Source organism: Serratia sp. SCBI (assembly GCF_000747565.1).
Lineage (GTDB): Bacteria > Pseudomonadota > Gammaproteobacteria > Enterobacterales > Enterobacteriaceae > Serratia > Serratia ureilytica.
Genome location: NZ_CP003424.1, coordinates 467214 through 493904 on the forward strand (window position 1 = coordinate 467214; position 26691 = coordinate 493904).

30 protein-coding genes are annotated in these 26691 nt (G+C 61.9%); 12 read left to right on the forward strand and 18 right to left on the reverse strand.

Going from position 1 to position 26691, the window contains the following annotated elements:
* Window positions 1–120 precede the first annotated feature (120 nt).
* Both yedE and yedF read left to right on the forward strand, forming a co-directional pair.
* A complete protein-coding gene (gene yedE, locus SERRSCBI_RS02135; protein ID WP_016929320.1) occupies window positions 121–1335 on the forward strand; it encodes a selenium metabolism membrane protein YedE/FdhT in 1215 nt (404 codons plus the stop codon).
* Window positions 1332–1571, forward strand: a complete 240-nt coding sequence (yedF, locus tag SERRSCBI_RS02140) for a sulfurtransferase-like selenium metabolism protein YedF (RefSeq protein ID WP_033641662.1) — start codon at window positions 1332–1334, stop codon at window positions 1569–1571. The genes yedE and yedF overlap by 4 nt, the downstream gene beginning before the upstream one ends.
* Before the next feature lie 37 nt (window positions 1572–1608).
* On the opposite strand, the gene SERRSCBI_RS02145 is transcribed toward yedF, so the two are convergent.
* Window positions 1609–2622, reverse strand: coding sequence for a luciferase-like monooxygenase (locus tag SERRSCBI_RS02145; protein ID WP_197752301.1), 1014 nt, complete (start codon window positions 2620–2622; stop codon window positions 1609–1611).
* A 232-nt stretch (window positions 2623–2854) separates the two neighbouring features.
* On the opposite strand from SERRSCBI_RS02145, the gene SERRSCBI_RS02150 reads away from it, so the two are divergent.
* The 5 genes from SERRSCBI_RS02150 to SERRSCBI_RS02170 all read left to right on the forward strand — a co-directional run bounded on the left by SERRSCBI_RS02150 (window position 2855) and on the right by SERRSCBI_RS02170 (window position 8012).
* The gene (locus SERRSCBI_RS02150) at window positions 2855–3826 is read left to right on the forward strand and encodes an HlyD family secretion protein (RefSeq protein ID WP_033638900.1); all 972 of its coding nucleotides are present in this window, start codon (window positions 2855–2857) and stop codon (window positions 3824–3826) included.
* Window positions 3808–4962, forward strand: coding sequence for an ABC transporter permease (locus SERRSCBI_RS02155; RefSeq protein WP_042783536.1), 1155 nt, complete (start codon window positions 3808–3810; stop codon window positions 4960–4962). Before SERRSCBI_RS02150 ends, SERRSCBI_RS02155 begins: the two co-directional genes overlap by 19 nt.
* On the forward strand, window positions 4959–6098 hold the full coding sequence (locus SERRSCBI_RS02160) for an ABC transporter permease (RefSeq protein ID WP_016929316.1): 1140 nt from the start codon (window positions 4959–4961) through the stop codon (window positions 6096–6098). The genes SERRSCBI_RS02155 and SERRSCBI_RS02160 overlap by 4 nt, the downstream gene beginning before the upstream one ends.
* 569 nt (window positions 6099–6667) lie before the next feature.
* Window positions 6668–7456, forward strand: a complete 789-nt coding sequence (locus tag SERRSCBI_RS02165) for an alpha/beta hydrolase (RefSeq protein ID WP_042783538.1) — start codon at window positions 6668–6670, stop codon at window positions 7454–7456.
* Window positions 7457–7469: 13 nt separating this feature from the next.
* On the forward strand, window positions 7470–8012 hold the full coding sequence (locus SERRSCBI_RS02170; protein WP_042783539.1) for a chorismate mutase: 543 nt from the start codon (window positions 7470–7472) through the stop codon (window positions 8010–8012).
* 128 nt (window positions 8013–8140) lie between these two features.
* On the opposite strand, the gene SERRSCBI_RS02175 is transcribed toward SERRSCBI_RS02170, so the two are convergent.
* Together SERRSCBI_RS02175 and SERRSCBI_RS02180 are read right to left on the reverse strand one after the other, a co-directional pair.
* Complete coding sequence (locus tag SERRSCBI_RS02175; RefSeq protein ID WP_042783540.1) at window positions 8141–9019, reverse strand: U32 family peptidase; 879 nt, start codon at window positions 9017–9019, stop codon at window positions 8141–8143.
* Window positions 9020–9030: 11 nt separating this feature from the next.
* Window positions 9031–10026 carry a peptidase U32 family protein gene (locus SERRSCBI_RS02180; protein WP_033641666.1) on the reverse strand — a complete coding sequence of 332 codons (996 nt, stop codon included), beginning with the start codon at window positions 10024–10026 and terminating at the stop codon, window positions 9031–9033.
* A gap of 252 nt (window positions 10027–10278) precedes the next feature.
* On the opposite strand from SERRSCBI_RS02180, the gene SERRSCBI_RS02185 reads away from it, so the two are divergent.
* Window positions 10279–10806 (forward strand): SCP2 domain-containing protein, encoded by a 528-nt coding sequence (locus tag SERRSCBI_RS02185; protein ID WP_169539846.1) that lies wholly within the window; start codon window positions 10279–10281, stop codon window positions 10804–10806.
* Complete coding sequence (locus SERRSCBI_RS02190; RefSeq protein ID WP_042783541.1) at window positions 10800–11303, forward strand: GNAT family N-acetyltransferase; 504 nt, start codon at window positions 10800–10802, stop codon at window positions 11301–11303. The genes SERRSCBI_RS02185 and SERRSCBI_RS02190 overlap by 7 nt, the downstream gene beginning before the upstream one ends.
* Here the strand turns inward: SERRSCBI_RS02190 and SERRSCBI_RS02195 are convergent.
* The 4 genes from SERRSCBI_RS02195 to speFL all read right to left on the reverse strand — a co-directional run bounded on the left by SERRSCBI_RS02195 (window position 11290) and on the right by speFL (window position 15601).
* Entirely contained in the window at window positions 11290–11559 is a 270-nt protein-coding gene (locus tag SERRSCBI_RS02195; RefSeq protein ID WP_038630156.1) for a GIY-YIG nuclease family protein, read from the reverse strand. The genes SERRSCBI_RS02190 and SERRSCBI_RS02195 overlap by 14 nt on opposite strands.
* A 121-nt stretch (window positions 11560–11680) precedes the next feature.
* Window positions 11681–12997, reverse strand: a complete 1317-nt coding sequence (potE, locus tag SERRSCBI_RS02200) for a putrescine-ornithine antiporter (protein WP_033648789.1) — start codon at window positions 12995–12997, stop codon at window positions 11681–11683.
* A gap of 62 nt (window positions 12998–13059) precedes the next feature.
* Window positions 13060–15222, reverse strand: a complete 2163-nt coding sequence (gene speF / locus SERRSCBI_RS02205; RefSeq protein WP_033651471.1) for an ornithine decarboxylase SpeF — start codon at window positions 15220–15222, stop codon at window positions 13060–13062.
* Window positions 15223–15496: 274 nt separating this feature from the next.
* Window positions 15497–15601 (reverse strand): leader peptide SpeFL, encoded by a 105-nt coding sequence (speFL, locus tag SERRSCBI_RS24500; RefSeq protein ID WP_004933443.1) that lies wholly within the window; start codon window positions 15599–15601, stop codon window positions 15497–15499.
* A 432-nt stretch (window positions 15602–16033) separates the two neighbouring features.
* Here speFL and SERRSCBI_RS02210 point away from each other — a divergent pair, with 432 nt between their 5' ends.
* Together SERRSCBI_RS02210 and SERRSCBI_RS02215 are read left to right on the forward strand one after the other, a co-directional pair.
* Window positions 16034–16474 (forward strand): YhbP family protein, encoded by a 441-nt coding sequence (locus tag SERRSCBI_RS02210; protein ID WP_015376428.1) that lies wholly within the window; start codon window positions 16034–16036, stop codon window positions 16472–16474.
* 30 nt (window positions 16475–16504) lie between these two features.
* Window positions 16505–17137 carry an NAD(P)H-binding protein gene (locus tag SERRSCBI_RS02215; protein WP_042783543.1) on the forward strand — a complete coding sequence of 211 codons (633 nt, stop codon included), beginning with the start codon at window positions 16505–16507 and terminating at the stop codon, window positions 17135–17137.
* Here the strand turns inward: SERRSCBI_RS02215 and phnP are convergent.
* The 11 genes from phnP to phnF are packed head-to-tail and all read right to left on the reverse strand — an operon-like array spanning window position 17094 to window position 25398.
* Window positions 17094–17876, reverse strand: a complete 783-nt coding sequence (gene phnP / locus SERRSCBI_RS02220) for a phosphonate metabolism protein PhnP (protein ID WP_042783544.1) — start codon at window positions 17874–17876, stop codon at window positions 17094–17096. The genes SERRSCBI_RS02215 and phnP overlap by 44 nt on opposite strands.
* Before the next feature lie 13 nt (window positions 17877–17889).
* Window positions 17890–18492: a DapH/DapD/GlmU-related protein gene (locus SERRSCBI_RS02225; RefSeq protein ID WP_042783545.1), complete on the reverse strand. Its 603-nt coding sequence runs from the start codon at window positions 18490–18492 to the stop codon at window positions 17890–17892.
* Window positions 18489–19058, reverse strand: coding sequence for a ribose 1,5-bisphosphokinase (gene phnN / locus SERRSCBI_RS02230; RefSeq protein ID WP_016929305.1), 570 nt, complete (start codon window positions 19056–19058; stop codon window positions 18489–18491). The genes SERRSCBI_RS02225 and phnN overlap by 4 nt, the downstream gene beginning before the upstream one ends.
* Window positions 19058–20194 carry an alpha-D-ribose 1-methylphosphonate 5-triphosphate diphosphatase gene (gene phnM, locus SERRSCBI_RS02235; protein ID WP_033638888.1) on the reverse strand — a complete coding sequence of 379 codons (1137 nt, stop codon included), beginning with the start codon at window positions 20192–20194 and terminating at the stop codon, window positions 19058–19060. The genes phnN and phnM overlap by 1 nt, the downstream gene beginning before the upstream one ends.
* The gene (gene phnL, locus SERRSCBI_RS02240; RefSeq protein WP_033651465.1) at window positions 20194–20898 is read right to left on the reverse strand and encodes a phosphonate C-P lyase system protein PhnL; all 705 of its coding nucleotides are present in this window, start codon (window positions 20896–20898) and stop codon (window positions 20194–20196) included. Before phnL ends, phnM begins: the two co-directional genes overlap by 1 nt.
* A 16-nt stretch (window positions 20899–20914) precedes the next feature.
* Window positions 20915–21703: a phosphonate C-P lyase system protein PhnK gene (gene phnK, locus SERRSCBI_RS02245; protein WP_016929302.1), complete on the reverse strand. Its 789-nt coding sequence runs from the start codon at window positions 21701–21703 to the stop codon at window positions 20915–20917.
* Complete coding sequence (locus SERRSCBI_RS02250) at window positions 21703–22563, reverse strand: alpha-D-ribose 1-methylphosphonate 5-phosphate C-P-lyase PhnJ (RefSeq protein WP_042783546.1); 861 nt, start codon at window positions 22561–22563, stop codon at window positions 21703–21705. Before SERRSCBI_RS02250 ends, phnK begins: the two co-directional genes overlap by 1 nt.
* Window positions 22556–23641, reverse strand: coding sequence for a carbon-phosphorus lyase complex subunit PhnI (locus SERRSCBI_RS02255; protein ID WP_042783547.1), 1086 nt, complete (start codon window positions 23639–23641; stop codon window positions 22556–22558). Before SERRSCBI_RS02255 ends, SERRSCBI_RS02250 begins: the two co-directional genes overlap by 8 nt.
* Window positions 23641–24222: a phosphonate C-P lyase system protein PhnH gene (gene phnH, locus SERRSCBI_RS02260; protein WP_042783549.1), complete on the reverse strand. Its 582-nt coding sequence runs from the start codon at window positions 24220–24222 to the stop codon at window positions 23641–23643. Before phnH ends, SERRSCBI_RS02255 begins: the two co-directional genes overlap by 1 nt.
* A gap of 3 nt (window positions 24223–24225) precedes the next feature.
* Complete coding sequence (gene phnG / locus SERRSCBI_RS02265; protein WP_019453314.1) at window positions 24226–24669, reverse strand: phosphonate C-P lyase system protein PhnG; 444 nt, start codon at window positions 24667–24669, stop codon at window positions 24226–24228.
* Complete coding sequence (gene phnF, locus SERRSCBI_RS02270; RefSeq protein WP_015376439.1) at window positions 24670–25398, reverse strand: phosphonate metabolism transcriptional regulator PhnF; 729 nt, start codon at window positions 25396–25398, stop codon at window positions 24670–24672. It abuts the gene before it with no gap.
* A gap of 227 nt (window positions 25399–25625) precedes the next feature.
* Between phnF and SERRSCBI_RS02275 the strand changes: the two genes are divergently transcribed.
* Entirely contained in the window at window positions 25626–26681 is a 1056-nt protein-coding gene (locus SERRSCBI_RS02275) for a permease (RefSeq protein WP_042783551.1), read from the forward strand.
* Window positions 26682–26691: the final 10 nt, after the last annotated feature.

The window sequence follows — 26691 nt, forward strand, 5'->3', positions numbered from 1 at the left end:
CGCTCTGAAAAACCAGCCTGCGGGCTGGTTTTTTTATGCCTGAAAATTGCCGTCAAACGCCCCTGAATGGCGTATCATTCATAAGGTTTTTTCTTACGGATGATATGCACGGGAGATGCCATGAGTTGGCAGCAGTTCAAATCTCAATACCTGGTGCGCTTTTGGGCGCCGCTGCCGGCGGTGATCGCCGCCGGGATCCTCTCTACCTACTACTTCGGCATGACCGGCACCTTCTGGGCGGTGACCGGCGAATTCACGCGCTGGGGTGGCCATGTGCTGCAGTGGTTCGGTCTGCACCCTGAGCAGTGGGGCTATTTCAAGGTGATCGGTTTGCAGGGCACGCCGCTGGAGCGCATCGACGGGCGCATGATCATCGGCATGTTCGCCGGCTGTATCGCCGCCGCGCTGTGGGCCAACAACATCAAGCTGCGTCAACCGCAGCATCGCATTCGCATCGTGCAGGCGCTGCTGGGCGGCATCATCGCCGGTTTCGGCGCGCGCCTGGCGATGGGTTGTAACCTGGCGGCATTCTTCACCGGCATTCCTCAGTTCTCGTTGCACGCCTGGTTTTTCGCGCTGGCGACCGCCGCCGGTTCTTACTTCGGCGCCAAATTCACGCTGCTGCCGATGTTCCGCATCCCGGTCAAATTGCAAAAGGTGAAGGCCGCCGCGCCGCTGACGCAGAAGCCTGAGCAGGCGCGCCGCCGCTTCCGGCTGGGCATGGCCGTCTTCGGCCTGGCGGTGGCCTGGTCGCTGTGGACACTGTTCGATGCGCCGAAGCTCGGCATCGCCATGCTGTTCGGCATCGGCTTTGGCTTGCTGATCGAGCGCGCGCAGATCTGCTTCACTTCGGCGTTCCGCGATCTGTGGATCACCGGCCGCACCCACATGGCGAAAGCCATCATCATCGGCATGGCGGTGAGCGCCATCGGCATCTTCAGCTATGTGCAGCTCGGCGTGGCGCCGAAGATCATGTGGGCCGGCCCGAATGCGGTGCTGGGCGGTTTGCTGTTCGGCTTCGGCATCGTGCTGGCCGGCGGCTGCGAGACCGGTTGGATGTACCGCGCCGTGGAAGGGCAGGTGCACTACTGGTGGGTGGGGCTGGGCAACATCATCGGCGCTACGCTGCTGGCCTATTACTGGGACGACCTGGCGCCGGCGCTGGCGACCGACTACGACAAGATCAACCTGCTCGATACCTTCGGCCCGATCGGCGGCCTGCTGGTGACTTACCTGCTGCTGGCGCTGGCCTTCGCCGCCATGCTGTGGTGGGAGAAACGCTTTTTCCGCGCCCGGCCTGAGGCGCAGGTGGTGAATTTGAGGAGCATGCCATGAAAGCGACAACGATAGTGCCGGACTACCGGCTGGACATGCTGGGCGAGCCTTGCCCATACCCGGCGGTGGCGACGCTGGAGGCGATGCCGCAGCTGAAACCGGGGGAGATCCTGGAGGTGATCAGCGATTGCCCGCAGTCGATCAACAACATCCCGCTCGATGCGCGCAACCACGGCTACAAGGTGCTGGATATCCAGCAGGACGGGCCGACCATTCGCTACCTGATCCAGCGTTAACGCCAAGGCGGTGGGGATCCCACCGCCTCTTCGCTTTTTAGCCCTTCACGATGTCGCCCTTCACGCCGGCGACGATCTCGAACGAACGCAGCCGCGCCTGATGATCGAAAATCTGGCCGTTGACCATGATCTCGTCGGCATCGGTTTCACGCAGCAGCGTTTGCAGCCCGTGGCGCACCGTTTTTTCATCGCCGACGATCGACATCCGCAGCGCCTGCTCGACGCCGTATTGCTCGCCGGCGGTCCACAACGCGTGAATGTTATCCACCGGCGGCGGCAGCGGGCCGGGCGAACCGCGACGCAGATTGATGAACTGCTGCTGCATCGAGCTGAACAGGAAGCGCGCATCGCGGTCGCTGTTGGCGGCGATCACGTTGACGCAGACCATGGCGTGCGGCTGCGCCAGCTGTTTGGACGGTTTGAAGTTCTCGCGGTACAGCTGCAGCGCCTGGAACAGCATATCCGGGGCGAAGTGCGAAGCGAAGGCGAACGGCAGGCCGAGCTGCGCCGCCAGCTGCGCGCTGTAGAGGCTGGAACCGAGCAGCCAGAGCGGCACATGCAGCCCCTGGCCCGGCACCGCCTGCACCGGTTGCCCAGGCTGCGCATCGCAGAAGTAGTTTTGCAGTTCCTGCACGTCGCGCGGGAAGGTATCCACGTCGCCGGACAGGTGGCGGCGCAGCGCCATCATGGTGCGCTGATCGGTGCCGGGCGCGCGGCCCAACCCCAAATCGATGCGCCCCGGGTAGAGCGACTCCAGCGTGCCGAATTGTTCGGCGATCACCAGCGGCGCATGGTTCGGCAGCATCACGCCGCCGGAGCCGAGGCGAATGCTCTGGGTGCCGGCGGCCAGATAGCCCAGCAGCACCGAGGTGGCGGCGCTGCCGATGCCGGTCATGTTGTGGTGCTCGGCCAGCCAGTAGCGCTGGTAGCCCCAGCGTTCGGCGTGCTGCGCCAAATCCAGCGAACAGTGGAAAGCGTCGCGCGCCTTGGCCCCTTGCGGGATTGGCGATAAATCCAGTACCGAAAGCGGTACGGCAGTGTGTTCAATCATGACATCGTCCATCAGAGAGTGGATCGCTTAAAGGGCGATTGCAGGAGTCTGCATACTAAAAGGCCGAAAAAAAGATGCTTTTTAGTGTTAAAAGCATAATCCAATTTATAGTTATAAAAGAGGAGATATGTGCTTGTGATATCCTCATGAGTGCAATGGTGTTTTTTGGAGCAATTTGAGACATGGAAATGATTATCCCCGCCCGCCGCTTACCGTTCCGGGAGCTGACATAATGAAAAAAAAGACGCTGTTTACCCTGTTGCTGATGTTGGCGGCGATCGCATTGGCGATCCTGTTCCGCGCGCACAATCAGGATCTGTTGCTGCAGGGTGAAGTGGATGCCCCCGAAGTGATCGTCGCATCCAAGGCGAAAGGCCGGGTCGTTGAACGCCTGATCGAACGCGGCGACGACGTGAAAAGCGGCCAGCTGATCATTCAACTCGATAGCCCCGAACTGATGGCGCAACTGCGTTCCGCACAGGCGACGCGCGACGAGGCCAAGGCGCAGCTCGAGCTGTCGCTGCACGGCACCCGTGAAGAGAGCATCCGCAACCTGCGCGCCAACCTGGCGCAGGCCGAGGCGCAGTACCGCAATGCGCAAAACGACTACAACCGGAACCTGAGCGTGGCCGGCAAGGGTTATATCTCGAAGTCCGAGCTGGACGCTTCGCGCCGGTCGCGCGACACCGCCTTCCAACAGGTGCAGGCCGCCAAGGCCAATCTGGATGAAGGCATCAACGGCGACCGCGTCGAGCAGCGGCAGCAATATGCGGCGGCGCTGCGGGCGGCGGAAGAGAACCTGCTGCAGATCCAGGCGCAGAGCGACGATCTGCAGGTGAAAGCGCCGGTAGACGGCGAAGTGGGGCCTATCCCGGCCGAAGTGGGCGAATTGCTGAACGCCGGCAGCCCGCTGGTGACGTTGATCCGGGTGCCGGACGCCTACTTCGTGTTTAACCTGCGTGAAGACATCCTGGCCCACGTGCGCAAAGGCGACAAGGTCAAGCTGCGGGTGCCGGCGCTGAAGGACAAAATGATCGACACCGAGGTGCGCTACATCGCGCCGCTGGGGGATTACGCCACCAAACGCGCCACCCGCGCCACCGGCGACTTCGACCTGAAAACCTTCGAAGTGCGCCTGTATCCGTCACAGCCGGTGGACGGCCTGCGTCCGGGGATGAGCACCTTATGGCAATGGAAAGAGTAAGGGCCGGCTGGCGCTGCTTCAGTCACGCGTTCGACAAAGAGTGTCGCGTCGCCTTTCGCAGCCCGGTGGTGCACTGGCTGAGCTGGATCTTTCCGCTGATCCTGTTTGCGCTGATCAGCAGCAACTTCTCCGAAGGCACGCTGCTCGATCTGCCGGTCTCGGTGGTGGACAGCGATCACAGCCCGCTGTCCAAATCGCTGACGCGGCGGCTGGACGCCGGTTCGCATGCCCACGTCGAGGCTTACGGCGGCGGGTTGCCGGAGTCGCTGAGCCGCCTGCGCAGCGCGCAGGATTACGCGTTGCTGTATATCCCGCCGGATCTTGAGGCCAACGCGCTGTCGGGCAAACAGCCGAGCGTGGTGATGTACTACAATGCGTTGTTCTACGGCGCCGGGCTGTACTCCACCCAGGACTTTGGCGGCCTGATGAACGAAATCAACGCCAGCACCCGCAGCATCATCGCCACCGAGATGGGCAAGACGCTGCCGCCGTTGGCGGACGTGACGCTCTCCTACGGCAGCCTGTTCAACGCCAGCGGCAGCTATATCTATTACCAGCAGTTCGCCGCCACGATCCATCTGCTGCAGCTGTTCGCGGTGACCTGCATGATCTACGTGCTGGCGCGCAGCAAGTCGCTGCTGCAGGCCAAGCCGTTCAGCCTGGCGCTACTCGGCAAGCTGGCGCCGTACACGCTGTGTTTCACCACCCTGCTGATGGTCGAGATCGCGGCGCTGGTGGGCATCTTTGACGCCCGCGTCAGCGGCAATCCTCTGTTTATGCTGATGATCGGCCTGTTCTACGTGATGGCGGCGCAGAGCATCGGCCTGCTGCTGTACACCTTTACCGGCAGTACCATCACCGCGTACAGCCTGATCGGTATTTTGGTCAGTATCGCGATGACCTTCTCCGGCATGGCGGTGCCTGAGCTGTCGATGCCGCTGCCGGCGCGCATCATTTCCAACATCGAACCGCTGACCCACGCGCTGTACGCGATGTTTGACGTGTTCCTGCGGCAGGTGCACGCCAGCGCCATCTTCAGCGTGTGCGCGCTGCTGGCGGTCTATCCGCTGGTGGCCGCGCTACTGGTGCGCAATCGCCTGCCGGCGCGGCTGGCAAAAGAGGGGGACGCCGGATGAAGCTCTATTGGCAAACCTTCGTTAAGGTGCTGCTCGGCATGCTGGAGCGGCCGGTGTGGCTGATGCTGATCCTGTCGCTGTGCATCATGAGCCTGGTGTACGCCAACCGCACGGTCTGGGATCTGCCGGTGGGGGTGGTCGATCAGGATCACAGCACCGCCAGCCGGCAGCTGATCCGCCAGCTGGACGCCACCTCCAAGATAGCGATTGAAACCTACGACAGCCTGGAACAGGCGCAGCGCGATCTCAGCTGGCGCAAGCTGTTTGCGGTGATCATCATGCCGGTGGATCTGGAGAAGAAGATCCTCAGCGGGCAGAACATCGTGGTGCCGGTCTACGGCGACGCCACCAACCGCCTGGCCAACGGCCAGATCCAACAAGACGTGGTGGCGGCCTATCAGCAGCTGCTGACGGAGTACAACAACGGGCTGCTGCTGCGCAGCGGCTTCAGCGAACGGCAGGCGCAGATACTGCTGACGCCGATACTGGGACAAACGCTGGACGTGTTCAACCCCGGCATCAGCTTTGCGGCGATCATCTTCCCCGGTCTGTTGGTGATGCTGTTGCAGCACTCGTTGCTGATCGCCTGTATCCGCGTCAATATCGCCATGAAGAGCATGCCCGGTGGCAAAGCGCCGCTGGCGGCGCACCTCGGCGGGCTGACGGCGCTTCTGCCGATCTGGCTGTTCCTGTCGATCGTGCTGTTCGTGCTGTGGCCGTGGGTATTGGGCTATAGGCAGACGGCGAACATCGCCGAACTGCTGCTGCTGACCTTCCCGTTCCTGCTGGCGGTATTGGGGCTGGGCAAGCTGGTGACCGAGTGCCTGCGCAGCGTCGAGATGATCTACCTGACGCTGGCGTTCATCACTACGCCGGTCTTCTACCTGTCCGGCACCATCTGGCCGCTGCAGTCGATGCCGGCCTGGGTGCGCGCCATCTCGTACAGCATTCCCTCCACCTGGGGCACCAAGGCGATCGCCGGCGTCAACCAGATGGGGCTGTCGTTGAATGAAGTATGGGGCGACGTGGTGATGATGCTGATACTCGGCGTGGTCTACACCCTGCTGGGCTTCGGCGTGGCCTTCTTGCGCAACAGCGTGGCGCTGCGCGGGATGTTCAGGAAGCGGCGGGCGTAAGGGGGAGGCATTGATGCCTTTCCCGGTGACGTTAAAAGATAATTAATCCAATGGGGTATTGCGTTATCCCCGCGGCCGGCGGGGATAACGCAAAGCGACCACAACCCGGCAATCGGGTTTCGGCCGCGCATAAGCTTTACTCGCTAGCGGCACGCAGCAACCCCTTCTTGAAATTCGGTCTGGCCCGCCGACAATCACGCACACCTTCAATCACGCCTGTTTGTGTTGCAGTGTTATGTTCTCTTTTTGATAAGGCTATTCCTAATTCTTTCAAATTTATCATCCCTAAAAAATAACCATTCGACTATTTAGCCAAAAGTGATATTTGCCGGGATAGAACATTGCTTATCCAATTTTAATTGTTATATTTCTATTTCGCCTAAAATGATTAAGTTTTCTTAATTGTTTATGTGTGTGATGAACTCCTCGGGATTTACGATCTTAGCGTGCGGAAATCATTAATTGTAGGATAATTAAATGGATTGCTCGCTCATAGTCATGAGATTGGTCTGTAAACGGGATGTTTCAGATAGGTGCCGTTATGTAACAAATATGAAGGAGCATGATGTATGACGGGTAAATTAAGCGTTCAAACGGTTCTGTTTGAATATCATGGACAAAAATATAAGGTCTTCCTGGCATGCGATAAACGGCATGTTGGGTGCAACGAATTAAATCCGTTGTATTTTTTAGATGCCAACAGACACTTTGAGACCCTAATTAAGGCGGGTTATCACGGTGATGATGTATCCCCTGTGCTTTATATTGGGATCGGTTATCAGGAGGGGGTCGATATTAAGGCGGCTCGCACATTTGACTATACGGTGAGCGATGGCAGCGAGCGCTTTAAAGACGGGGGCGTAGCGGAGCAATTTTATCGATTTATTCAGGATGTCGTCAAACCATGGGTCGAATGTCGTTTTAAGGTCAATAAGCAAATGCAAACGCTGGCGGGGCATTCGTTTGGCGGGCATTTCACCTTATACGTGGCGTTTCATCATCAAACGGCTTTTCAGCGCTATGTTGCCGCCAGTCCCGCGCTCTGGTGGGCGAATGGCGCAGTGCTGCCCGAAGGCGATGTTAAGCTTGCCGCAAGCATTGATTGGTTATCGCTGCTCTTAGGCAGCCGCGAGGAGCGGGCGGAGCCGGACAGTACCGATCTTGAGAAAGAGATCTTCCAGCGCATAGGGGATAACCCAAGGTTGAAGGTCAGGAATCTGGCGTCGCAGTTAGTGAAAGACGGCGAGCGCTGCAGCTTCGAGTTTCTTCCCGGGCGCAAACATCCGGCGGTGGCAAAAGATTATGCACGCATAGCGAATTTCGTTGCGAGCCAAAAACCACTGCCAACAGGGCTGTGACAGGAGAGGTTAAATGGATTTTAAAGTGACGAGAGGGTTGCTGCTTTTGGCTGGATTATTTTTCTCTATCACGGCGGTGGCAAAGCCTGTTCAAACCGACGAGACCGCCTCATTGATTAACCAGCGATTGTCTTACATGAAAGACGTTGCCGGGTATAAGGCAAACAACCATCTGGCCATTGAGGATTTGCCTCAGGAGGCCAACGTATTGGCCAACTCAGTCCGCGAGGCGGAAGCATTGGGATTGGATGGCAAGTCGGTGGCTCCTTTTATACAGGCGCAAATGGATGCGGCCAAAGCGATTCAGTATCGCTACCGGGCAGACTGGCTGTCGGCGCCGGAAAACGGCTGGCAGCCTGAATCGCTGGACAGTGTGAGAGCGAAAATCAGCCGGCTGAATACCCAGATTTTGACCAGCGTCAGCAATAAATTGAAGAAAGGCGAGCGCTTTAATGACAGGTTTGTTTTTATGAAATCCCTGGAACAAACCCACCTGAAAGTTGGCGATAAAGAACGCCTGTGGCAGTCATTAAAGCGAATTGCGTTGAAAGGGTAATCGCCTGCCGTTGTTCTGGCTGAATGCGCCCGATGTGTGGTTTCGGGCGCATTCTCCTCGCGGGCGGCCAGCTGAATAATGGCGTTGAAAGGCCTCTCTGGCGAGGGAAAGCCCGGCGCCGGCCTCCATCACTCCACCAACGCCAACCCGGCCACGCGGCGCCAGTAGCCGTTGCAGTCGGCGTGGTCGGTCAAGGCCAGCGGCTGCTCGCCGCGCTCGTTGGCGCGGAAGGCATCGATCTGCGCCAGCGTCTTGGCGCCCTGCGGCGACAGCCGCACGATGTCCACCAGCTCCTGCATGTTCGGCAGCTCGTTACCGAGGTTATAGCAGTAACCGCTCATCGTCTGGATGCCGTTGAGTACGAACACCTGTTGTTGTTCCTGCGAACGCATCATGCGGCCCTGCGGATACTTGATGCAGCAGGTTTCGCACTCGTCCTTGCCGCGGTTCTCCGAGCGGGCGGTGAAGCAGCGCGCGGAATAGGCCAGCGGCAGATGGCCGTAGCTCAGCACCTCCACCTCGAAGTCGTGGCGGAAGCCCAGCTCGTCGCACTGCGTCAGCAGATTGGCCAGCCAGTCGCGCGACAGCTCGACCGGCATGCACCAGCGGATCATGCCCTGACGGCGCAGCAGGCGCAGGGTATAGGCGTTGTAACAGTTCAGCGCATGGCCGGCGACGAACGGCAAGCCGCGCTCCGCCGCCATGTTCACCGCGCCCAGATCGTTAGCTTCAAACAGGAACTCGCCGTTTTCCACATAGCGTTTCAGCTCATTCAGTTCGGACGGCGCCTGCAGCAGCGCCAGCGTGGAGATCACCACCTGTTTACCGCTGCGGGCGATTTCGCGCGCCAGCGCCAGCCAGTCGCCGACCTTCATCTCGCGGCGCTTGGCGCAGACGCTCTCGCCGAGATAAATGATGTCGGCGCTGCTGTCCGCCGCCAGTTGATAGAACGTTGCGATGTCGTTTTTCGGCCAGTAGTAGAGTACCGGCCCGAGTGCGTATTTCATGTTTCCTCCGGCTACTGCCATTTGCGGTGATAGGCGCCCAGCGTGGTTTGGGTGCCTTCGGACATCGCGCCCAGCGTCTCCATCCAGGCGGCGTCGGCGCGGTAGGCGGCCGGATCGGCCTGGCAACGGTCGATCGCCTGGCGCCAGACGCGCGCCACCTGGCTGACGTAAGCCGGGCTGCGCTGGCGGCCTTCGATCTTCACCGAAGCGATGTTGGCGGCCAGCAGCTCCGGCAGCAGCTCCAGGGTATTGAGGCTGGTGGGCTCTTCCAGCGCGTGGTAGCGCACGTCGTCCACCAGATAGCGGCCCTTGCACAGCGTCGGGTAACCGGCGTTTTCGTGGTCCTGATAGCGGTCGATCAGCACGTCGTTCAGGCGCGACTCCATGCCCTGTGCGGTTTGCTGCCAGCGCACGAATCGCGCCGGCGAACAGGCGCCGACGGTGTTCGGCGACTCGCCGGTCAGGTAGGAGGAGAGGTAGCAGCGCCCCTCGGCCATGATGCATAGGCTGCCGAAAGCGAACACTTCCAGCGGCACCGGGCTGGTACGCGCCAGCTGTTTCACCTGGTGCATCGACAGCACCCGCGGCAGCACCACCCGGCCGACCTCGAAGTTGCGTTGGTAGAAACGGATCGCCTCCTCATTGGTGGCGGAAGCCTGCACCGAAACGTGGCGCTCCAGCTGCGGGTAGCGCTGGGCGGCGTATTCCAGCATCGCCAGATCCGCCAGAATCAACGCGTCGGCGCCCAGTTGGGCGGCCATATCCACCGCACGCTGCCAGCGGGCGTAGCCGTCGGGATGGGCGAAGGTGTTGATGGCGATATGCAGTTTGCGGCCGTGGCGATGCACGTAATCGACCGCTTCCTGCAGCTTTTTCTCGGTGAAGTTGAGGCCGGCGAAGTGGCGCGCGTTGGTATCGTCTTTCAGCCCGATGTAAACGGCATCGGCGCCGTTATCCACCGCGGCCTTCAGGGCCGGCAGGTTGCCGGCGGGACAAAGCAGCTCCATAGATTTATCCTGGCTTAGCCGTACGCCCGGCCGGGCGCACGCTGTCTTTAAAGGTTGCCGACGACGGTGTTCCGCCGGCAAACACGAATCGGGGAGGCCATTTTAGGCAAAGGGGCGCGCACGGGTTTTGATTTGAGGCAGCTTATGGCGTATTGATAAACATGGCGGTGAAATGCACTATTTGTTGATATAGACCGCTGAAGCCGCGCGTCAGTGTGGCAAAATAGCGGTAGTCCGTATTGAAAGGAGTGGATGACCGTGTTGGAACAACTACGAGCACGTCTTGTGCGCCAGGGGCCGTCGCTGCTGCGCATCCCGCTGAAATTCACGCCGTTCGCTCTGCAGCGCCAACTGCTGCAACAGGTGCTGAGCTGGCAGTTCCGCCAGGCGTTGGCGGATGGCGATCTGGAATTTCTCGAATCGCGCTGGTTAAAGATCGAAGTTCGCGATCTGGCGCTACAATGGTTTATGACGGTAGAAAACGACAAACTGGTGGTCAGCCAGCACGCCGAAGCGGACGTCAGCTTCAGCGGCGACGCCAACGATCTGATCCTGATCGCGGCGCGTAAGCAAGATCCGGATACGCTGTTCTTTCAGCGTCGGCTGCAGATTGAAGGGGATACCGAATTGGGCCTGTATGTGAAAAATTTGATGGACGCCATTGAGCTGGAAAGCATGCCTGCGCCGCTGCGTATGGGGCTGTTGCAGTTGGCTGATTTTGTCGAAGCAGGGCTGCAGGAGGGCACGGCGTCGGCTTCCCGTGTGGCGGCATCATGCTGATCCGCGTAGAGATACCGGTAGACGCGGCGGGTATCGATGCCTTGCTGCGCCGCGCCTTTGGCCGCGACGATGAAGCCGACCTGGTGCAGCAGCTGCGCGAAGACGGCCTGCTGACGCTGGGCGTGGTCGCCACTGACGACGAAGGCGGCGTAGTGGGTTATGCCGCGTTCAGCCCGGTGGATGTGGCCGGCGAAGATCGCCAATGGGTGGCGCTGGCGCCGCTGGCGGTAGATGAAAGCCTGCGCCGTCAGGGGCTGGCTGAAAAGCTGGTGTACGAGGGGTTGGATTCGCTGAACGAATTCAGCTACGCCGCGGTGGTGGTGCTGGGCGATCCGGCCTATTACGGCCGCTTCGGTTTCAAACCGGCCGCCGCCTATGGCCTGAATTGTCGCTGGCCGGACACGGAAAGCGCGTTTCAGGTGTATTCGCTGGCGCAAGACGCCCTGAATGGCGTCAGCGGCGAAGTGGTTTTTTCGGCGCCGTTTAATCGCTTTTAACGACCGGCAATAGATACGCCAACGACAGCGGCGGGTGATTCACCAGCCGCTCTTTTTGTATTTTGCTCAGCTGTTTGACGCGGTATTCCAGCTTCAGCGCCGTTGAGCGATCCCCCACCTGGCAGTGAAACGCCAGCGTCAGCTCCCCTTTACCGCGCAGCGCCTTGGCGCCTTTGCCGGCTTGATGTTGCGCCAGGCGGCGCGCCACGTCGGTGGTGATGCCGGTATACAGCATGCCGCTCGGTAAACGCAGCATATAGAGGTGCCAGGGAGTGGGGTAGTGTCGGTCATCGTACGCCGTTTCGGTGGCCAGGGTCGGCGTATGATGGCATGTTCGCCGTCACAATCCCATCCCCGGCCGCCGGAGCCTTACCGCTTTACCCCTTTTTTCCCGCCAGCTCGAAGCGCGGCGAGACGATGCCGTACAGCGTCCAGCCGAGGAAGGTGGCGATGGCGCCCCACATCATCGCTTCCTCACCGGAGCTGTAAAGCGCATAGAAGCTGTACAGCGCGCCGATGCCGGCGATGATATTGGCGATGCGCGCCTTGTTGTCCGGCACCTTCGCCACTTTCTGAATAATGACCAGCGCCGCCATCGACAGGATGTAAGGGATGATGTTGGTCACCACCGCCAGGTTCACCAGCACGTTGAACTGCTTGTTCAGCGACGGGCTGATGGTCATCAGAGACAAACCACTCTGGATGACGACGATGGTCAGCATGCCTTTGACCGGCGCGTCGGCCTTGCTCAGCTTGGAGAAGATTTTCGGGAAGAAGCCGCTGTCGGCGGAGGATTTGAACACCTGGGCGATGGTGAACTGCCAACCGAGCAGCGAGCCGACGCAGGACATCACCATCAACGCCATGATGATCTTGCCGACCGTCGGATTGAACATGTGGGAGAACGCCAGCCCGAACGGGGCGGTGGAGTTGGCCAGATCCATGTTCGGCACGATGCCGGCGATCACGTTGGTCGAAACGATATAGATCACCGCCGCGCTGAGTGTGCCGCCCAGTACGGCGATCGGCACGTTGCGCTCCGGATTTTCCACCACGTCGGTGTTGGCGCAAGCGGATTCCAGCCCCAGGAACGCCCATAGGGTCATTGAGATGGAGGCGCCAATGGCTTCGAAGGTCGGCACCTGATGCGGGTTCCAGGCGGCGACGTAGGCGCTGCCGCTGAACCAGTACCAGCCGATGACCGAGATGCCCACCACCGGAATGATCACGCCCCAGACGGTGATGCCGCTGATTTTGCCGGTGATGCGCGCGCCGCCGAAGTTGGCGACGGTCGCCAGCCACAGCACGCCGATGGTGGCGATACAGATACCGAGCGGGCTGAGCGTGGTGTCGAACAGCTCGGTGCCGTAGCCGACGGCGGAAATGGCGATGGCGATATTGGCGATCAGCAGCGAAACGCCGTAGGTGTAGTTCGCCATGAAGTTGCCCGACTTACCGAAGGCGTATTCGGCGTAGCCGCCCATGCCGCCGGATTTACGGCTGAACATGCCGCATTTGGCGAACGCGTAGGCCAGCGCCATCGAGCCGACGGCGGTCACCAGCCAGGAAACGATCGAAATCGTGCCCACTTCGGCCAGCTTGGTCGGCAGCATAATTATGCCGGAACCCATCATATTCACGGCGGTCAGGATCGTTAATTGCACGACCCCCATTTTATTGTTGGACTTACTCATGATCATTTTCTCTTTTAGGATGCGATCCGGGCGGCGAGAATAATCGCCGCCCCGTAAGGTGATTAATTTTTCATGACGTAGCCGTAAGCGCGGTTCCAGCCGTCCTCATCCTGTTGGATATAAACGCCCTGCAATTCCGGCGCGAATCCCGGCAATAAGTTGATGCCTTCTTCCAATGCCAGGAAATAACGCTGCGCGGCGCCGCCCCAAATTTCACCGGGCACGACGCACAGCACGCCAGGAGGGTAAGGCAGGGCGCCTTCGGCGGCGATGCGCCCCTCGGCCTTGGCCAGCGAGACCAATTCCACGTTGCCGCGTACAAACTCGGTATTGGCGTCCTGCGGATTCATCACCACGCGCGGGAAATAACTTTTGCGGAACATCTCTTTTTGCAGTTCTTTAACGTCGTAGCTGACGTAAAGGTCGTGCATTTCCTGGCACAGCTGGCGGATGGTGTAGTTTTTGTAGCGCTGCTGGTGGTTTTTATAGACCGCAGGCAGCACCTCGCTGAGCAGGGAGTTTTGCTCGATGTGCTTCTCGAAGCGGGCGATCAGGGCCACCAGGTGTTGCATCTTGGCGATGTCTTCCGCCGGCGTCAGCAGGAACAGGATCGAGTTGAGATCGCATTTTTCCGGTACGATGCCGTTTTCGCGCAGGTAGTTGGCCAGAATGGTCGCCGGGATGCCGAACTCGCTGTAGCTACCGGTCGCGGTATCGATGCCCGGCGTGGTGAGCAGCAGTTTGCACGGATCGACGAAGTACTGCGATTCGGCATAGCCCTCAAAAGCGTGCCATTTTTCGCCGGGCACGAAGTTGAAGAAGCGCAGATCGTTGGCCATCGCCGCGGTGTCATAGGCTTGCCACGGCTTGCCGTCGATCTGATCCGGCACGAACGGTTTGATCATCGTGCAGGTATCCAGCAGCATTTTGCGCGCTTCGATGCCCACGCGCACACATTCTTGCCACAGGCGCTGGCCGCTCTTGCCCTCGTGCATCTTGGCGTTGACGTCCAGCGCGGCGAACAGCGGATAGAACGGGCTGGTGGAGGCGTGCAGCATAAAGGCGTTGTTGAAGCGCTTGTGGTTGCAGTACCGGCTCTGCCCCTTGATATGCTTGTCTTTTTTGTGGATCTGCGAGGTTTGCGAGAAGCCGGCCTGCTGCTTGTGCACCGACTGGGTGACGATGATGCCGGGATCGTTCTCGTTCAGCTCCAGCAGCAGCGGTGAGCAGTCTTTCATCATCGGAATGAACTGCTCATAGCCCACCCAGGCGGAGTCGAACAGGATGTAATCGCACAGGTGGCCAATCTTGTCGACCACCTGACGGGCGTTGTAGATAGTGCCGTCGTAGGTGCCGAGCTGGATGATCGCGAGGCGGAACGGGCGGGCTTCGTTGGCGCGTTCCGGCGCCACTTCGCGGATCTGCTGGCGCAGGTAGCGCTCGTCGAAGCAGTGCGCGTCGATGCCGCCGATAAAGCCGAACGGGTTGCGCGCGGTTTCCAGATAAACCGGCGTGGCGCCGGCCTGGATCAATGCGCCGTGGTGGTTGGATTTATGGTTGTTGCGGTCAAACAGCACCAGATCGCCGCGCGTCAGCAGGGCGTTGGTCGCCACCTTGTTCGAGGCCGAGGTGCCGTTGAGCACGAAGTAGGTCTTGTCGGCGTTGAACACCTTGGCGGCGTGCTGCTGCGCCGCGCAAGGCGCGCCTTCGTGGATCAACAGATCGCCCAGTTTGACGTCGGCGTTACACATGTCCGAACGGAAAAGCGTTTCGCCGTAGAAGTCGAAGAACTGGCGGCCCGCCGGATGTTTGCGGAAGAACTCGCCGCCCTGGTGGCCGGGGCAGGCGAAGGTGGCGTTGCCCATTTCTACGTATTGCGTCAGCGTGTTGAAGAACGGCGGCAGCAGCTCGCTCTCATATTTTGCGGCGGCGGCCTCCAGCTGTTTGCCGTAGAACTGGGTATTCTTGCCGCACAGCTCAAACACGCCATGCAGCGCCGGCAATACGGCGTTATCCAGCTCTTCTTCGCAGCAGACGGCGACGAACAGCGGAATGTTCAGGCCGTGCTCTTCGATGCGCGCCACCATGCCTTGCGCGACGTCTTCTACCGACAGCACGATGGCGGCGACGTCATTGAAATCGCTGTGGTGCACATCGACGATGTCGCGTTCAGTTTCAAAGCAGCCGAGGGTGTGGGTGTTGGCGGCAATTTTTAATTTTTTCATTTTTCTCATTCTTCAGGCAAAGGCATTACGCCGGCAAATAATTCCATTTGCCGCTAACGCCTTCACGAAAATAAAGGTGTACGAGAGCCCAGCGATGCCCTAAGACATTAACTGTGTTCTTTGTTTTATTTTTCTTGGAGGCTCTTTTACGGTATTAAAAATGTATTGCGCGCCCTTCCCGGTTTGCGGGGGAAAGACATTATCACCGGAGTGCGGAGAATAAAGTGAAACGCAAAGACACTCTTAATAACGGCGTAAGAGCGAGGGGTGAGGGTTATCTGTAGTTGAAGAATGCGAAACTAAAGCAGCTGCGATGAGCCATCATCATAATATGGGTTGTGCGCCTGATGTGCGCCATTTTTCGGTTATTGTTTTCCATTTTCTAATCCACCTTGCTGAGTGAAAAGATGGCGCTATTTTAACGCAAGGCGGGCTAAAAATCGTGATTAAAGTCACATAAATGCCGGTTTTGATAAATAACTATTCATAAGTTATGCAGTGAATTGCATAAATCGTGTTCAGGGAGTCAACTGGGTATGTAAATAAATTGCTAATCGGTGCCGGACGTGTGCGCTAAATTTGCGTATCGTCAGGATGAGAACAATAAAATCGCTCGATTAACCGGTTGCATAACGATCAAATAAATCCGTCTTGTATTTTTTATGTTATAAATCCGCTTTGGGCTTAAGTTAATAAAAATGCATTTATTGTGTTTTATATTCAATTTTGTTTTTTGATGATTATCGTTATTTGTGACTCGCTTCAACAACGCAGGGTAAGATGAAGTGAGTGAACAGGGAGGCGAGTAACCTTGAATACCCCAGAACAACGGCAGCAGATTGCGGATTTCATCGGCAAGCAACACGTCTTGACGCTGTGCGCCGGCGACGGTCTCGACATGTGGTGCGCCAACTGTTTTTACGTGTTCGACGCCGCGACGATGGCGCTGTGGCTGATGACCGAACCGCACACCCGCCACGGCGGGCTGATGCTGAACAACGGCCGGGTGGTTGGCACCATCGCGCCGAAACCGAAAAGCATCGCGCTGATCCGCGGCGTGCAATACCGCGCCGAGGCGGTGCTGCTGAGCGGCGAAGAGGCCGAGGCGGCGCGCGCGCGTTACTGCAAGCGCTTCCCGATCGCCAGGGCGATGAAGGCCTCGGTATGGCGGTTGGATCTGCACGAGGTGAAGATGACCGACAACACCCTTGGTTTCGGCAAGAAGCTGCATTGGGCGCGGTCTATACTTTAAATCGACGTATTGATTACAACGGGAGATCGCATGGCGCGAGCATTGTTAGTCGGCGCAACCGGGCTGGTGGGGCGCGAATTGTTGCAGCTGTTGCAAAGCGATCCGCAGATAACGGCCATTGTGGCGCCGACGCGCACGCCGCTGCCGCCGCACGGCAAGCTGACCAACCCGGTCGGTGATGCGCTGTTCGAACTGCTGAGCGGCCTGCAGCAGCCGGTCGATCTGGTGTTCTGCTGCCTGGGCACCACCCGCCAGGCGGCGGGCAGCGCCGATGCCTTCCGCTACGTCGATTACCAACTGGTGGTGGAGAGCGCGCTGACTGGCCGCCGGTTGGGGGCACAGCACTGTCTGGTGGTGAGCGCGTTGGGTGCCAACGCGGATTCCACCTTCCTGTATAACCGCACCAAAGGCGAGATGGAGCAGGCGCTGCGCGAACAGCGCTGGCCGCGCCTGACGCTGGTGCGGCCTTCCATGCTGGTGGGGGATCGCCCTGCGCCGCGCCTGATGGAGCGCCTCACGCTGCCGCTGTTCAGGCTGCTGCCCGGCAAATGGCGCGCCGTCGCCGCCAAAGACGTGGCGCAGACGCTGCTGCAGCAGGCGTTCACGCCGGGCGAAGGGGTCAGGGTGCTGGAGTCGGATCGGCTGCACTGCTACCGAGACTGACGCTGAGGTGGTCGAACGCCAGCTCCAGCCCGGCGGGCAGCTCGTTGTCCAGCAGCCATCGATCGAGATGATGGCTGATATGCGTCAGCAGCGTGCGTTTGGGCTGCAGCAACCGCTGCGTCTCCTGCGCGCGGGTCAGGTCGTTGTGGTTGCGCGGCGCCTGCGGCTGAGGCGGCAGGCTGCAGTCGAGTACCAGCAGATCCAGCGGCACGTTCTGCAAATAGTCGGTGGTGGCTGGCGGCAGGCCGACGGTGTCGGTCAGGTAGGCCAGTGAAGCGCCCGCCGCCTGGATCAGGTAGCCGTGGGTCAGTTTGGAGTGTTGCAGCGGCAGCGGGGTGATGCGCATGCCGCCCAGCTCGACGGTGGCGAAGGGGGCCAGCGGCGGCTGAAACGCCAGAATGCCGGGGTGTTTGAACAGGTCGTCGCAGCCCTGTTCATCCGGCGGGCCATACACCGGAATGGAATTTCCGCACCCCCAACGCAAAGGAAATAACCCCTGAACGTGATCCATGTGGTAATGTGTCAGTAAAAAACGTTGAATTTGCCCCGCCGAAAATCGCCGCTCCAAAGCCGGCAATCCCGCATCCAATAAGGTCGTTTCCCCCTGATAGTTGAGCATGGCGCTGCACGCTCGCCGCCGAAATGCCGGCTCGCGCCGCGCCCGTTGGCAGCTCAGGCAATCGCAGCCGAACACCGGCACCTGCTGCGCGCCGCCGGTGCCGAGAAAGGTCAGTTGCATCGCTCCCCCTCCGTTAAAGGTACTTCTGCGCAAAGCGGTTGATGTCGCGAAAATCCGCCAGCCGCGCCTGCAGCGTGGCGTGATCCCAGTGCCACCACTGGCTGCGTTCGATACGCTCTATCAGCGCGTCGTCAAAGCGCATGCCGATCTTTTTGGCCGCCACGCCGGCGACGATGCTGTAAGGCTCCACGTCCTTGGTGACCACCGCCGCGCTGCCGATCACCGCGCCGTTACCGACGCTGACGCCCGGCATCAGGATGGCGTTATGGCCGATCCACACGTCGTGGCCGACGGTGACGTGGTGCTCGCGCCGCCAGTCGAAGAACGCCGCGTCGTCTTCCCCCAGCCCGTATTCGGAAGCGCGATAGGTGAAGTGATGCTGCGCGATGCGCTGGTAGGTCGGGTGGTTGCCGGGATTGATGCGCGCATAGGAGGCGATGGAAACGAACTTGCCGATAGTGGCGTAAAAGATCTGGTTGTGCTCGGCGGTGTAGGAGTAGTCCCCCATCTCCACCTCTTCCAGGATCGCATCGTCGGCCAGATGCACATACTGGCCGAGCCGGGTGCGGTTAAGGGTCACGTTGTCGCCGATTTTCGGCTGGGCAAAGTCGTTCATGGCGTCGCATCCTGAGCTTGTCGGGTGGCGGTAGGCAGCAGCGCCAACAGCGCCGCCAGGGTATCGTCGAGTGGGCCGTCGTTGTGCAGCACCCGGCAGCCGGCGGGCAGACTCTGCTGATATTCCGCCGCCCGCGCCAGCCGCTGCTCGATCTGTTCAGCGCTTTCCCGTCCGCGATCCTGCAGGCGCCGGCGCAGGATCGCGGCGTTGACCTGCAGGCATACCGGCAGCAGCTGCGCACCGTAGCGCTGCTGCGCCTGCGGCAGGTGGGCGCGTGAACCGTTGACCGCCACGTCGATCCCCTGCAGCAGCCAAAGATCCACTTCGATCCCGAACGCGTAGCGCTGCTGATGGGCCTGCCAGTCGAGCGCGAACAGCCCCTTGGCGCGGCGGCGCAGAAATTCGGGTTCGCTCAGCGCGATGTGATTCTCGCAGCCGGCGTCTGCCGGCCGGGTGATGTAACGGTGCGCCACCAGCGGCGCGCGGTCGGCGTCGGCCCGCAGCGCGGCCAGCAGGCTGTCCTTGCCTGCGCCGGAAGGCCCCATCAGATAGATGAGCCGCGCCATCAGAACACCTGCCTGCCCTGGCGCCACACGTTCTGCACGTAAACGTGCTCGCCGTGCGGCCGTGCCAGCACCAGATCCGCCCGCAATCCTTCGGCGATGGCGCCGCGATCCTGCAGATCCAGCGCCCGTGCCGGGTTGCGGGTGATCATGCGCACCGCCTGGGGCAGATCGTAGGCGTTGCGCTCGTCCGCCGCGAGGCGAAACGCCGCGTCCAGCAGGCTGGCCGGGTAATAATCGGAAGAGAGGATATCCAGCACGCCCAGCGCCGCCAGGTGGTGCGCCGCCACGTTGCCGGAGTGGGAGCCGCCGCGCACGATGTTCGGCGCGCCCATCAGCACCTGCAGGCCCTGCTGGTGCGAAGCGCGGGCGGCCGCCTCGGTGGTGGGGAACTCGGCGATGGCGCTGCCGAGCGCGCAGGATTCGGCCACGTGCGCGGCGGTGGCATCGTCATGGCTGGCCAGCGAGATGCGGCGTGCGCGGCAGTGGGCGGCGATCGCCTCGCGGTTCGGCGCGGCCCAGCGGGCGGACAGGGCGACCTGCTGCGCCTCGTACTCGCTCATCTGCTGATCGTTGAGGTGGTATTTGCCCTGATAATATTCGCGGTACTTTTCGCGCGAGGCGAACTGGCGCTGGCCCGGCGAGTGGTCCATCAGCGACACCAGCGACACGCCCGGCTTGTCCATCAGCTGTTCGAACAGCGGCAGCGTGCTCTCGTGCGGCAGCTCGCAGCGCAGGTGCAGCCGGTGCTCGGCGCGGTTCACCCCGGCGCGCTGGCTGTGGATCACCGCGTCGATCATCTTCTGCAGGTTTTCCAGCCGGTGGCCGCCGTCGCGCACGTCGCCGATCGCCACCGCGTCCAGCACCGTGGTGATGCCGTTGGCCACCATCAGCGCATCGTGGCTGCTCATCGCCGAATGGGCCGGCCAGTCGACGTTCGGGCGCGGGGTAAAGAACTTATCCAGATTGTCGGTATGCAGCTCGATCAGCCCCGGCAGCAGCCAGCCGCCGTCGCCGTCCAGCGCCTGCGGCAGCCGGCTCGGGCCGTCGGCGAAGCTGCGGATCACGCCGTCCTGCATCTCCAGCGAGCCTTGCACCACCTGGTCATCCAGCACCAGCTTAACGTTATTGACGATCATCAGAGGGCCTCCAGCGCCTGTGGCGCCTGCATGTCATAAAGCCGGTCGGCGACCTGTTGGCGGACGCCTTCATCATGGAAAATGCCGACGATCGCCGCGCCGCGCGCCTTGGCGCGTTCGATAAGCTGCACCACCGCCGCGCTGTTGCGGCTGTCGAGCGAGGCGGTCGGTTCGTCCAGCAACAGAATGGGGTAATCGACGATAAAGCCGCGCGCGATGTTTACCCGCTGCTGCTCGCCGCCGGAGAAGGTGGACGGCGCCAGCGGCCACAGACGCTGCGGCACGTTGAGCGCGGCGAGCAGCGCTTCGGCGCGGTCGCGGCACTCGGCGCGCTCGATGCCCTGTTCCAGCAGCGGCTGCATCACCACCTCCAGTGCGCTGATGCGCGGGATCACCCGCAGGAACTGGCTGACCCAACCCAGCGTATGGCGGCGCACCGCCAGAATCTGGCGCGCGTCGGCGCTGACCATGTCCAGCCAGTCGCCCTGGTGGTTGATCCAGATATGGCCGCTGTCCGGCAGGTAGTTGGCGTACAGCGAGCGCAGCAGGGTGGATTTGCCGCTGCCGGAGTGGCCGTGCAGCACCACGCATTCGCCGCCATGGACCGTCAGGTTGGCGTCGTGCAGCACCGGCAGGCGGGTGCCGTACTGCTGGTGCAGCACAAAGGTTTTACTGAGATGTTCAACTCGGATTTGCATAGTCATCTGTTATCGCCTTGGGTTACGACAGCACCGAAGAAACCAGCAGTTGGGTGTAGGGATGGTGCGGATCGTCGAGCACCCGATCGGTCAGGCCGCTCTCCACCACTTCGCCCTGTTTCATCACCAGCAGGCGGTGGGCCAGCAGCCGCGCCACGCCGAGATCGTGAGTGACGATCACCGCCGCCAGCTGCATCTCCACCACCAGGTTGCGCAGCAGATCGAGCAGGCGCGCCTGCACCGACACGTCCAGCCCGCCGGTTGGCTCGTCCATAAACACCAGCTTGGGGTGGGTGACCAGATTGCGGGCGATCTGCAGCCGCTGCTGCATGCCACCGGAGAAGGTGGTCGGCAGATCGTCGAGGCGCGACAGCGGGATTTCGACGTCTTCCAGCCACTGGCCGGCCTGGCGGCGAATGTCGCCATAGTGGCGCTGGCCGATGGCCATCAGCCGCTCGCCGATGTTGCCGCCGGCGGAGACCTGCGGCCGCAGCCCGTCGAGCGGGTGCTGGTGCACCACGCCCCAGTCGGTGCGCAGCAGGCGGCGGCGATCGCTCTCCGCCATGGCGTACAGGTCGTGTTCCTGGTCCGCCTGCGGGCGGTAAAGGATCTGCCCGCGCTGCGGCGCCAGCCGCGCCGAGATCGACTTCAGCAGCGTGGTTTTGCCGGAGCCGGATTCGCCGACGATACCCAGCACTTCACCGGGGTAGATATCGAACGACACGTCGCTGAAGCCCTTGCCGGGGGCGTACAGGTGGGTGAGCCGGTTCACCGACAGCAGCGGGGTGGTGCTCAAAGGGGTGGAAGTCATCAGTGCTGCGCCTCTTGCGAAGATTGCGCCAGCTGCTGCCGGCAGTAGTCGGTGTCCGAACAGACGAACATGCGGTTGCCCTGATCGTCGAGCACCACCTCGTCGAGATAGCTGTGGCGCGAGCCGCACAGCGCGCAGGGTTCGTCCCACTGCTGCACGCTGAACGGATGGTCTTCGAAGTCCAGGCTCTCCACTTTGGTGAACGGCGGCAGGGCGTAGATGCGTTTCTCGCGCCCGGCGCCGAACAGCTGCAGCGCCGGCATCATGTGCATTTTCGGGTTGTCGAATTTCGGGATCGGCGACGGATCCATCACGTAGCGATCGTTGACCTTTACCGGGTAGGCGTAGGTGGTGGCGATATGGCCGTAGCGCGCGATGTCTTCATACAGCTTCACCTGCATCACGCCGTACTCCTCCAGCGCGTGCATCTTGCGGGTCTCGGTTTCGCGCGGTTCGATAAAGCGCAGCGGCTCCGGGATCGGCACCTGATAGATCAGGATCTGGTCTTCGCGTAGCGCGGTTTCCGGAATGCGGTGACGGGTTTGGATCAGCGTGGCCTCCGGCGTGCGCTCGGTGGTGGCCACCCCGGCGACGCGCTGGAAGAAGCGGCGGATCGACACCGCGTTGGTGGTGTCGTCGGCGCCCTGGTCGATCACCTTCAGCACGTCGGCGCGGCCGATGACGCTGGCGGTGAGCTGAATGCCGCCGGTGCCCCAGCCGTAGGGCATCGGCATCTCGCGGCCGCCGAACGGCACCTGGTAGCCGGGGATCGCCACCGCCTTCAGGATGGCGCGGCGGATCATGCGCTTGGTCTGTTCGTCCAGATAACCGAGGTTATAGCCGGTCAATACTTCACTCATCGCGGGCCTCCTGACGCTCGCTGTATTCCTGCCGCAGCCGCTTGAGCAGCTCCAGTTCGGCCTGGAAGTCGACGTAGTGCGGCAGCTTGAGATGGGAGACGAAGCCGGCGGCCTCGACGTTGTCGGCGTGGGCCAGCACGAACTCTTCGTCCTGCGCCGGGCCGGCGACGCCTTCGCCGTAGTCGGGGCTTTGCAATGCGCGATCCACCAACGCCATCGCCATCGCCTTGCGTTCGGCGCGGCCGAACACCAGCCCGTAACCGCGGGTGAAGTGCGGCGGGTGGTCCTTGGGATCGACGAAGCCGTTGACCATTTCGCACTCGGTCAGCAGGATTTCGCCGATATCGATGGCGAAACCGAGCTCTTCAGGCACGATCTCCACCGAAACGTGGCCGGTGCGGATCTCGCCGGCGAACGGGTGGTTGCGGCCGTAGCCGCGCTGGGTGGCGTAGCCGAGCGCCAGCAGAAAACCTTCGTCGCCGCGCACCAGCTGCTGCAGGCGCGCCGAGCGCGAGCAGGGGTAGACCGGCGGGTTGCGGGTGATGTCGTCCGGCGCGCTGCCGTCGTCCTGTTCCTCCCGCGCCAGCTGCTGGCGACACAATAGATCGAACACGTGGCCGCAGTTGTCCGGCAGCGGTTCGTCGGCCTGCGGCGCACGCGGCGCCTCGCCTTCCGCCAGCAGCGCGAAATCCAGCAGCCGGTGGGTGTAGTCATAGGTCGGCCCCAGCACCTGCCCGCCGGGCAAGTCCTTGTAAACCGCCGAGATGCGCCGCTCCAGCCGCATGTTTTCGCTGGTCAGCGGCTCGCTGACCGCAAGGCGCGGCAGGGTGGTGCGATAGGCGCGCAGCAGGAAGATCGCCTCCACCAGATCGCCGCTGGCCTGTTTGATGGCCAGCGCCGCCAGCTCGCGATCGTAGATGCCGCCTTCGGTCATCACCCGATCCACCGCCAGCCCCAGCTGCTGTTCGATTTGTTCCGCGCCGATCGCCGGCAGCGCCTCGTCGCCGCGCCGCAGCCGTTCCTGCAGCTGATGGGCGGCCTCAATGGCTTTTTCGCCCCCTTTTACCGCTACGTACATCAGCACACCTCCACGCGGGTGGTCCGCGGGATCGCCAGCAGGCGATCGCCGCAGGTCAGCAAGATATCCAGCCCCAGCGGGAAGCGCTGCGGGCGGTTGACCAGATAATCCAGCAGCGCCGGCGGCAGGCGCGGCGCAATCAGGCGTTGGCTCTCGATGCCGGGGCCGGTCAGGCGCAGCGCGGCGCCGTTCTCCAGCTCAGCAAGCTGCACCACCACCGTGGCGCCGCATTCCGGCGAGATTTCCGTGCCGTGCGGCAACGCCTGCAGATCGGCGGCCTGCAGCTGCTCATCGAATAGGGCAAAACAGACCTCCTTCGCCGTGGCGGCCAGCGGCGCGCCGCTGTGAAAACGAATGTTTGTTAGCACTTGCTCACTTTTGAGCGCAGCGCACAGCAGCAGCGGCGTTTCCTGATCGGCCAGCGTCAGCAGCGCGGCGGTGCTGGCGGCGTTCAGCGGCGCCCAGGCTGGGCCGTTCGGCAGCGTCACCCGGTGGCCCGGTTCGCTCAAGGCTTTAAGAATCAAACGGAAAGCGTGCTGCGATTGGTCTATCGGTTGTTCAAAACCGGTCAATAAACTCATGGCTTAATCCCCTCGCACCAGCGTAAAGAAGTCCACCCGGCTGGCGGCGATCGCCCGGGCGCGCAGCTGGCGCTGTTCGTGCTGCAGCGCGGCCAACGGCGCGATCAGCTGTTGTTGCAGGCGTTCGCCGTGTTCCGGCTGTTGCAGCAGCGCATCGGCCAGCGCGCACAGCTCGGCGTGCGCCTTGTCGCGCCCGGCGATATAGCTGTAGCCGTAGCCGCCGTTGTCCAGCTGCACCACCGCGCGGGTGACCGTCATGTCCCCCAGCACGAAACGGCGGCCGGTGGCGCCCATGCGCCCCTGCAGCTGGGCCAGGCCGATCTCCGGCGCGCGGATGCTGCGGTAACCCGGGCTGAGGTTCAGCGCCTGCCAGTGGCTGCGCAGCTGCTCGGGCCGGCTGTGCGCCAGCACCGACATCCAGCGTTGTCTCGACTCTAAGGCTTGCATTCAGTGCTCCATCGTCAGTTCAATCATGTCGGCGCGAGCCAGGCTGACGGAGTATTCCGCCACGTCTTCGCCGCCGCTGCGGACGTTAAGGGTGCGCACGCACAGCAGCGGCGCGTGGGTGGCGATCTCCAGCAGCCGGCTCTCTTTGGCCTGCGCGCGGCGCGCGCTGATGCGCGTCTGGCGGCGGGTCAGCGGCTGCTGCAGGTGCTGTTCGATAAACTGGTGCAGCGAACCGCTGTGGAACTGCTGCAGCGCCGGCCACCAGTCCAGATCGGGCAGATAGTGGTCGATCACGCTCATCGGCACGCCGTTGACCCGGCGCAGGGTGCGCAGGTGGATCACCATTTCGCCTTCTTCACGCGAAAGCGCGCTGGCGACATGCCCATTGCACGGGCGCAAGACAGCGAGTAAGCGCTCACTGGTGGGATGGCTGCCCTGCTCGAACAGGTTCTGGCTGAAGCGGGTATTGGCGTGCAGCGGGTAGTCGTAAGGCCGCATCAGCACCAGAATGCCGACGCCGTGGCGGCGCTGCAGCCAGCCGCGTTCCACCAGCTGATCCACCGCGCGGCGCAGGGTGTGGCGATTGACCTGATAACGCTCGGCCAGCTGCTGTTCCGAAGGCAGGTAGTCGCCGCAGCGGTATTGCGTGCGCAGCTCCTGTTCCAGCTGTGCGGCGATCTGCTGATAGCGGGTGGGGTAAGTGGTCGGATGTCTAGATAACTCCATCATAATAAAAACCTCGTCATGCCGATGGCGGTGCGATGAAGGTGGAAGCGGTGCGTTTCATCGGGCGTCTACCCTGTGGTCTTCACGTCGGCATCATGGTGCCGGGCGCAGATGACAATCGCGTTACGCGTCGGTGGCGAACAGATGAACTATTTAGGACAGCCCAGGCGTGCACGGGCGGCGGCGGCGCGCTATGCTGGCGCCTTTGTTGACTGACTCTGGCCGCTACCATGCCGCAATCTCTAAATGCCCCTGAACACGCTCCACGCGCTTGGCCGCTGTGGAAACCGATCCTGTTTCTGCTGGTGGTGGCCGTCGGCCTCTACTACGTCAAATGGCAGCCTTACTACGGCAAGGCCTTCGTGGCGGCGGACAGCCACTCGATCGGCAAATCGATCCTGGCCGACGGCGCCGCGAGCCCCTGGCTGGCGGCCTGGCAGTACGCGCTGGTCTACTTCACCGCGGTGTGGAAGGCGGCGCTGCTCGGGGTGCTGTTAGGTTCGCTGGTGCAGGTGCTGATCCCGCGCGACTGGCTGGCGCGCACGCTTGGCCACCGGCGTTTTTCCGGCACCGTGCTGGGGGCGCTGATCGCGCTGCCGGGCATGATGTGCACCTGCTGCGCCGCACCGGTTGCCGCCGGCATGCGCCGCCAGTCGGTATCCAGCGGCGCCGCGCTGGCCTTTTGGCTCGCCAACCCGGTATTGAACCCGGCGACGCTGGTGTTCATGGGGTTTGTGCTCGGCTGGCCGTTCGCCGCCATCCGCCTGGTGGCAGGTGTGGTGATGGTGCTGGGCATCGCCTGGCTGGTGCAGCGCGTGACCGCCAACGATCCGCAGCCCGCCGCGCCGCAGCCTTTGGTGCTGACGGCGCAGAGCGATGAGCAGCCGTTCCTCGCCCGCTGGGGCAAAGCGCTGTGGGCGCTGTTTTGGTCGACCATCCCGATCTACGTGCTGGCGGTGCTGGCGCTGGGGGCGGCGCGGGTCTGGCTGTTCCCGCACGCCGACGGCGCCGTCGACAATAGCCTGCTGTGGATCATCGGCCTGGCGATCGTCGGCTGCCTGTTTGTTATCCCCACCGCGGCGGAAATCCCGATCGTGCAGACCATGATGCTGGCGGGCATGGGGGCCGGCCCGGCGCTGGCGCTGCTGATGACCCTGCCGGCGGTCAGCCTGCCTTCATTGCTGATGCTCAACAAGGCCTTCTCCGCCCGCGCGCTGTGCCTGACGGCCGCGCTGGTGGCGCTGTGCGGCGTACTGACCGGCGTGGTGGGGATGGGGCTGGTGTAACTTACCGTTG